Annotated in this window: 5 protein-coding genes; 1 reads left to right on the top strand and 4 read right to left on the bottom strand. The window is 38.5% G+C overall.

The window, feature by feature from the left end; translation table 11 throughout:
- The 3 genes from I6852_RS07795 to hisS all read right to left on the bottom strand — a co-directional run.
- A partial coding sequence (locus I6852_RS07795; protein WP_197292070.1) for a DUF874 family protein occupies nucleotides 1-516 on the bottom strand: 516 nt, incomplete at its 3' end.
- A 411-nt stretch (nucleotides 517-927) separates the two neighbouring features.
- Nucleotides 928-1,968 carry an aspartate-semialdehyde dehydrogenase gene (asd, locus tag I6852_RS07790; protein WP_197292071.1) on the bottom strand — a complete coding sequence of 347 codons (1,041 nt, stop codon included), beginning with the start codon at nucleotides 1,966-1,968 and terminating at the stop codon, nucleotides 928-930.
- Nucleotides 1,955-3,283, bottom strand: coding sequence for a histidine--tRNA ligase (gene hisS, locus I6852_RS07785; RefSeq protein ID WP_197292072.1), 1,329 nt, complete (start codon nucleotides 3,281-3,283; stop codon nucleotides 1,955-1,957). The genes asd and hisS overlap by 14 nt, the downstream gene beginning before the upstream one ends.
- 61 nt (nucleotides 3,284-3,344) lie before the next feature.
- Between hisS and waaF the strand changes: the two genes are divergently transcribed.
- Entirely contained in the window at nucleotides 3,345-4,394 is a 1,050-nt protein-coding gene (gene waaF / locus I6852_RS07780) for a lipopolysaccharide heptosyltransferase II (RefSeq protein ID WP_197292073.1), read from the top strand.
- 190 nt (nucleotides 4,395-4,584) lie between these two features.
- Here waaF and I6852_RS07775 read toward each other — a convergent pair.
- Nucleotides 4,585-4,679: hypothetical protein (locus I6852_RS07775; protein WP_021172647.1), on the bottom strand; the 95-nt coding region annotated here is incomplete at its 5' end.

Genomic DNA, 4,679 nt, shown 5'->3' with positions numbered 1-4,679 from the left:
TGTCTTTTGTTTTTCTTGTTCTACTTTTATTTGGTTATTAGTCTCTATATTGCTTGTCTTTTGTTTTTCTTGTTCTACTTTTATTTGGTTATTAGTCTCTATATTGCTTGTCTTTTGTTTTTCTTGTTCTAACTCTATCTGTTTATCAGTATCGCCAACGCTACAAGCGGCTAATAATAAACTTGTCGCTATTGTTAATCCTGAATATTTCCACCAATTGATTTGATTTTCTTTTTCAGCTTGTTTGGATTTATCCTGGACTTTATCGTCTAATTCTTTCGCTTTCCTGCACGCAACATGGGTCAATACTACTAATGCCGCCTTGCTTTTCTTGGGGTGTTTTTTTACAAGTTCTCTAACTTTCTTTGCGATCTTTGTAAAAAACCCACCAATTGATCTGATTATATTTGTAATGGCACTCGCTTGTTTAAAATGAGTCTCTTTACTTGCCTTTGCGTTAGCTGTCTCTGCGTTTTTGCCAACTTTATTTGTTTTTCCTGTTTTTACTGATTCCATTACCAACCTTTCAAAATCTTATTATTGTAGTGTATATAGCCATATTTAACCGCTATTAAACAATTGGTTTGAGAAATTGTAAGGGTCAATCCAATCAGATTTTTCTAATCCATTCTAACAAAACTTGATACAAGTTTTCCTTATACCTTAAACTCACACCCTTTTAAATGGAATAATAGGCAATAACTCGCTAGCTAAACATTCACTCTCTGCTTGAGTGTAAGCCTTTCATTCCTTTTGACCTACCAAATATTAGCATTTCTCTCAATCAAGCCTTGAGAAATTCAATTACACCCTTGTTTAACACCGCAAGCCTAGTAACTTAAAGCTCTTTTTGAGAGATTGGGCTAGATTGATCCTTATCCTTAATTCAAGCGCATGCGCATTCATCTTTGTTATCTTTGAGTAAAATCAAGCGTTCTTAATGTAATGCATGGCGATTTTGAGCGCGTTGGTGGCTGCCCCCACTCTTAATTGATCCGCCACGCAAAAGCCGTGCAAGGTTTTCTTATCAAACAAATCCTTTCTCAAGCGCCCAATAAAGACGCTATCCGTGTGGCTCGCTTTTAAGGGCGTGGGGTAGAGATTGTGGCTAGGATCATCGCAAACAACCACGCTAGGGGCGTTTTTTAAAACTTCATAGACTTCTTTGAGATCGAATTCTTTTTCAAAAGCGATACTCAAACTCTCGCTATGGCTCCTCAATACCGGCACGCGCACGCAAGTCGCGCTGATAGGGAAATCCACGCCCATGATTTTATGGGTTTCATGCACCATTTTTAGCTCTTCTTTCGTGTAACCATTCTCCTTAAAAGTATCAATATGAGCGATCGCATTGAAAGCGATCGGGTAAGCGAAAGCTCCCGCTTGCAAGACTTGGTTTAAATCAATAGCGGGGTCTTTTTCCAAACACTCTAAAGCGGTTTTTAATTCATTTTTTAAACTCTCTATACCCTTATTCCCTGCCCCACTCACGGCTTGATAGGTGCTAACAATCACGCTTTTTATCTTAAAATGAAGGTGTAGGGGGTTTAAGATTTGCGTCATTTGAATGGTGGAGCAATTAGGGTTAGCGATGATATTTAAGGGAGCGTTAAAAATTTCTTTAGCGTTGATTTCAGGCACGACTAAAGGCACATCTTTATGCAATCTAAAAAAGCTCGTGTTATCAACCACTAAGGCCGTTTTTGCAGCGCTTGTAGCAAATTCTTCGCTCACGCTCCCCCCAGCGCTAAAAAAGGCGATGTCTATTGCTTCTTTTTCAAAAACTTCATGTGTGGTTTCTAAAATTTCATAGTCTTTATTGAAAGCTCTGATCTTTTTACCAGCACTCCTAACGCTAGCGAGCGGGACAAATTTTTTAATTGGGAAAGAAGAATTTTCTAAACCTTTAATCAGCTCTTGGCCTACCGCCCCACTAGCCCCGACAATAGCGACATTACAAGTCTTCATTGTTTTCTCCAATGATTTCAAGGGCTTTTAAAAAACTCAAGCAATTCAACTGCATGCCTGAATGCATGTTTTTCAAGCTTAAGGTTTCGCTTTTAAATTCTTCTTCGCCAATGACAGCCACAAACTCATGCCCCTTATGGTTAGCATAAGAAAAGGGTTTTTTGATTTTTTGAGCTTCTGGATAGACTTCGCTAAAAATCCCGCTTTGCCTTAAAGACTCCGCTAAGCGGTTGGCGTAAGAAAAATACTCTTCATGCATGCAAGCGATTAACACTTTAGCCTGGGTGGAACGCTCGTCTAATAATTGCATTTCACTCAAAGCCACAATCAATCGATCAATCCCAATAGAAGCCCCCACTCCTTGTAAATTTTCTTTAGAAAAATTTTTAGTCAAATGATCGTAACGGCCCCCTGAACACACGCTCCCTAAAGACTTCATTTCATTAAGCGTGGTTTCATACACAATCCCTGTGTAATACCCTAATCCCCTAGCGATAGAAAAATCAATTTTATACAGGTTTTGAGAAATTTGCAAATCCCCTAGCAACTGGTATAGCCTTTCTAAATCCTGTATGCCCTTTTTTAGATTTTTATTATAGTCTTTCAAATAAGCAATTTTTTCAAAAAATTCCGCATGGCTCAAATCGTTTTGTTTGATTTGAACCATTTCTAAAAGCTCTTTAATGGTGTTTGAATTTAAATCGCACTCTTTTTTTAATTCTTCTTCAACCCCATTCAAGCCAATTTTTTCTAATTTATCCACAATGCGCAACACTTCATTCACTTGAGAGATCCCAAAATATTCGCATATCCCGTTCAAAATTTTTCTGTGGTTGATAGAGACGCAAAAATCTTCTAAATCCAAGGCTTTTAAAGAAGCGACAATCACTTGAATGATCTCAGCATCGCATACTAAGCTTTCGCTCCCTATAAAATCAAAATCGCATTGCGTAAATTCCCTATAACGCCCTTTTTGTGCCCTTTCGCCCCTAAAGACATTGCCTATAGCGTAGCGTTTAAAGGGCATGCCTAATATTTGGTGGTGCAAAGAAACAAAGCGGGCTAATGGCACGGTCAAATCAAACCTTAAAGCCACATCCCTATCCCCATGGTCTTTAAAACGATAAATTTCTTTTTGAATATCGCTGCTCGCATCAGGTAGTAGCGCTTCAGCGTATTCCAAATGAGGGGTTTCAATCGGCACAAAACCAAAACTTTGAAACACGACTGAAACTTTCGCAAGCAATTGGGCTTTTTGTATCGCATCTTTAGGCAAGCGGTCTTTAAACCCGCTCAACACTTTAGGGGTAATCATTCCATTTCCTTGTATTTGTATGCTAAAATTTTAGCTTAAAATCTTTAAAAAAGGGCTATTGATGAGCGTAAATGCACCCAAACGCATGCGTATTTTATTGCGTTTGCCTAATTGGTTAGGCGATGGGGTGATGGCAAGCTCGCTTTTTTACACCCTTAAACACCACTACCCTAACGCGTATTTTGTCTTAGTAGGCCCAACCATTACTTGCGAACTTTTCAAAAAAGATGAAAAAATAGAAGCCGTTTTCATAGACGACACCAAAAAATCCTTTTTCAGGCTATTAGCCACTCACAAACTCGCTCAAAAAATAGGGCGTTGCGATATAGCGATCGCTTTAAACAACCATTTTTATTCCGCTTTTTTGCTCTATGCGACAAAAACGCCCGTTCGCATCGGTTTTGCTCAATTTTTTCGTTCTTTGTTTCTCAGCCATGCGATCGCTCCTGCCCCTAAAGAGTATCATCAAGTGGAAAAGTATTGCTTTTTATTTTCTCAATTTTTAAAAAAAGAATTGGATCAAAAAAGCGTTTTACCCTTAAAACTGGCCTTTAACCTCCCCACTCACACCCCAAACACCCCTAAAAAAATCGGCTTTAACCCTAGCGCAAGCTATGGGAGCGCTAAAAGATGGCCGGCTTCTTATTACGCTGAAGTTGCGGCTGTTTTGTTAGAAGAAGGGCATGAAATTTATTTTTTTGGGGCTAAAGAAGACGCTATCGTTTCTGAAGAGATTTTAAAATCCGTTAAAAGCTTATTGAAAAACCCCTTATTATCCCATAACGCTTACAATCTGTGCGGGAAAACCAGCATTGAAGAATTGATACAACGCATCGCTATTTTAGATTTATTCATCACTAACGATAGCGGCCCCATGCATGTGGCTGCTAGCACGCAAACCCCCTTAATCGCTCTTTTTGGCCCCACTGATGAAAAAGAGACTAGCCCCTATAAAGCTCAAAAAACGATTGTATTAAACCACCATTTAAGCTGTTCGCCCTGCAAGAAACGAGTTTGCCCTTTAAAAAATGAAAAAAACCATTTGTGCATGAAATCTATCACGCCCCTTGAAGTCCTAGAAGCCGCTCACACTCTTTTAGAAAAGCCTTAACGCCTTTTTATACGCTTTTTAAAAAACACAGCCATATTGACAAAATTCCAGTATACAAAAGATTTAAACTTTACTTTTGAAAGCGTGAGAAGAGCGATAAATCCCATCAAAGGTTTTAAAAAATGGTAGGAAACTACAAAATAGTATCCAAAAAAGCGTTTTTAAAAACGCTTTTTTAGAGTCAAAGCCATTAGGCCACTGAGTTTTTAGGTTTTTTGGCGTCTTTTTTATCTTTGTGAGCCACTAATTGAGAGCTTAACTCAGGTTTTTTGGCGTCTTTTTTAT

This window comes from Helicobacter pylori (genome assembly GCF_015904775.1).
Taxonomy (GTDB): domain Bacteria; phylum Campylobacterota; class Campylobacteria; order Campylobacterales; family Helicobacteraceae; genus Helicobacter; species Helicobacter pylori_DM.
The sequence above is the reverse complement of the archived record's forward strand: the minus strand, read 5'-3'. Positions and strand labels throughout refer to the sequence as shown.

Bases quoted from the DNA above. Each gene is read 5' to 3' on its own strand.
- hisS (WP_197292072.1), bottom strand. From the start codon at position 3,283: ATGATTACCCCTAAAGTGTTGAGCGGGTTTAAAGACCGCTTGCCTAAA.
- waaF (WP_197292073.1), top strand. From the start codon at position 3,345: ATGAGCGTAAATGCACCCAAACGCATGCGTATTTTATTGCGTTTGCCT.
- asd (WP_197292071.1), bottom strand. From the start codon at position 1,968: ATGAAGACTTGTAATGTCGCTATTGTCGGGGCTAGTGGGGCGGTAGGC.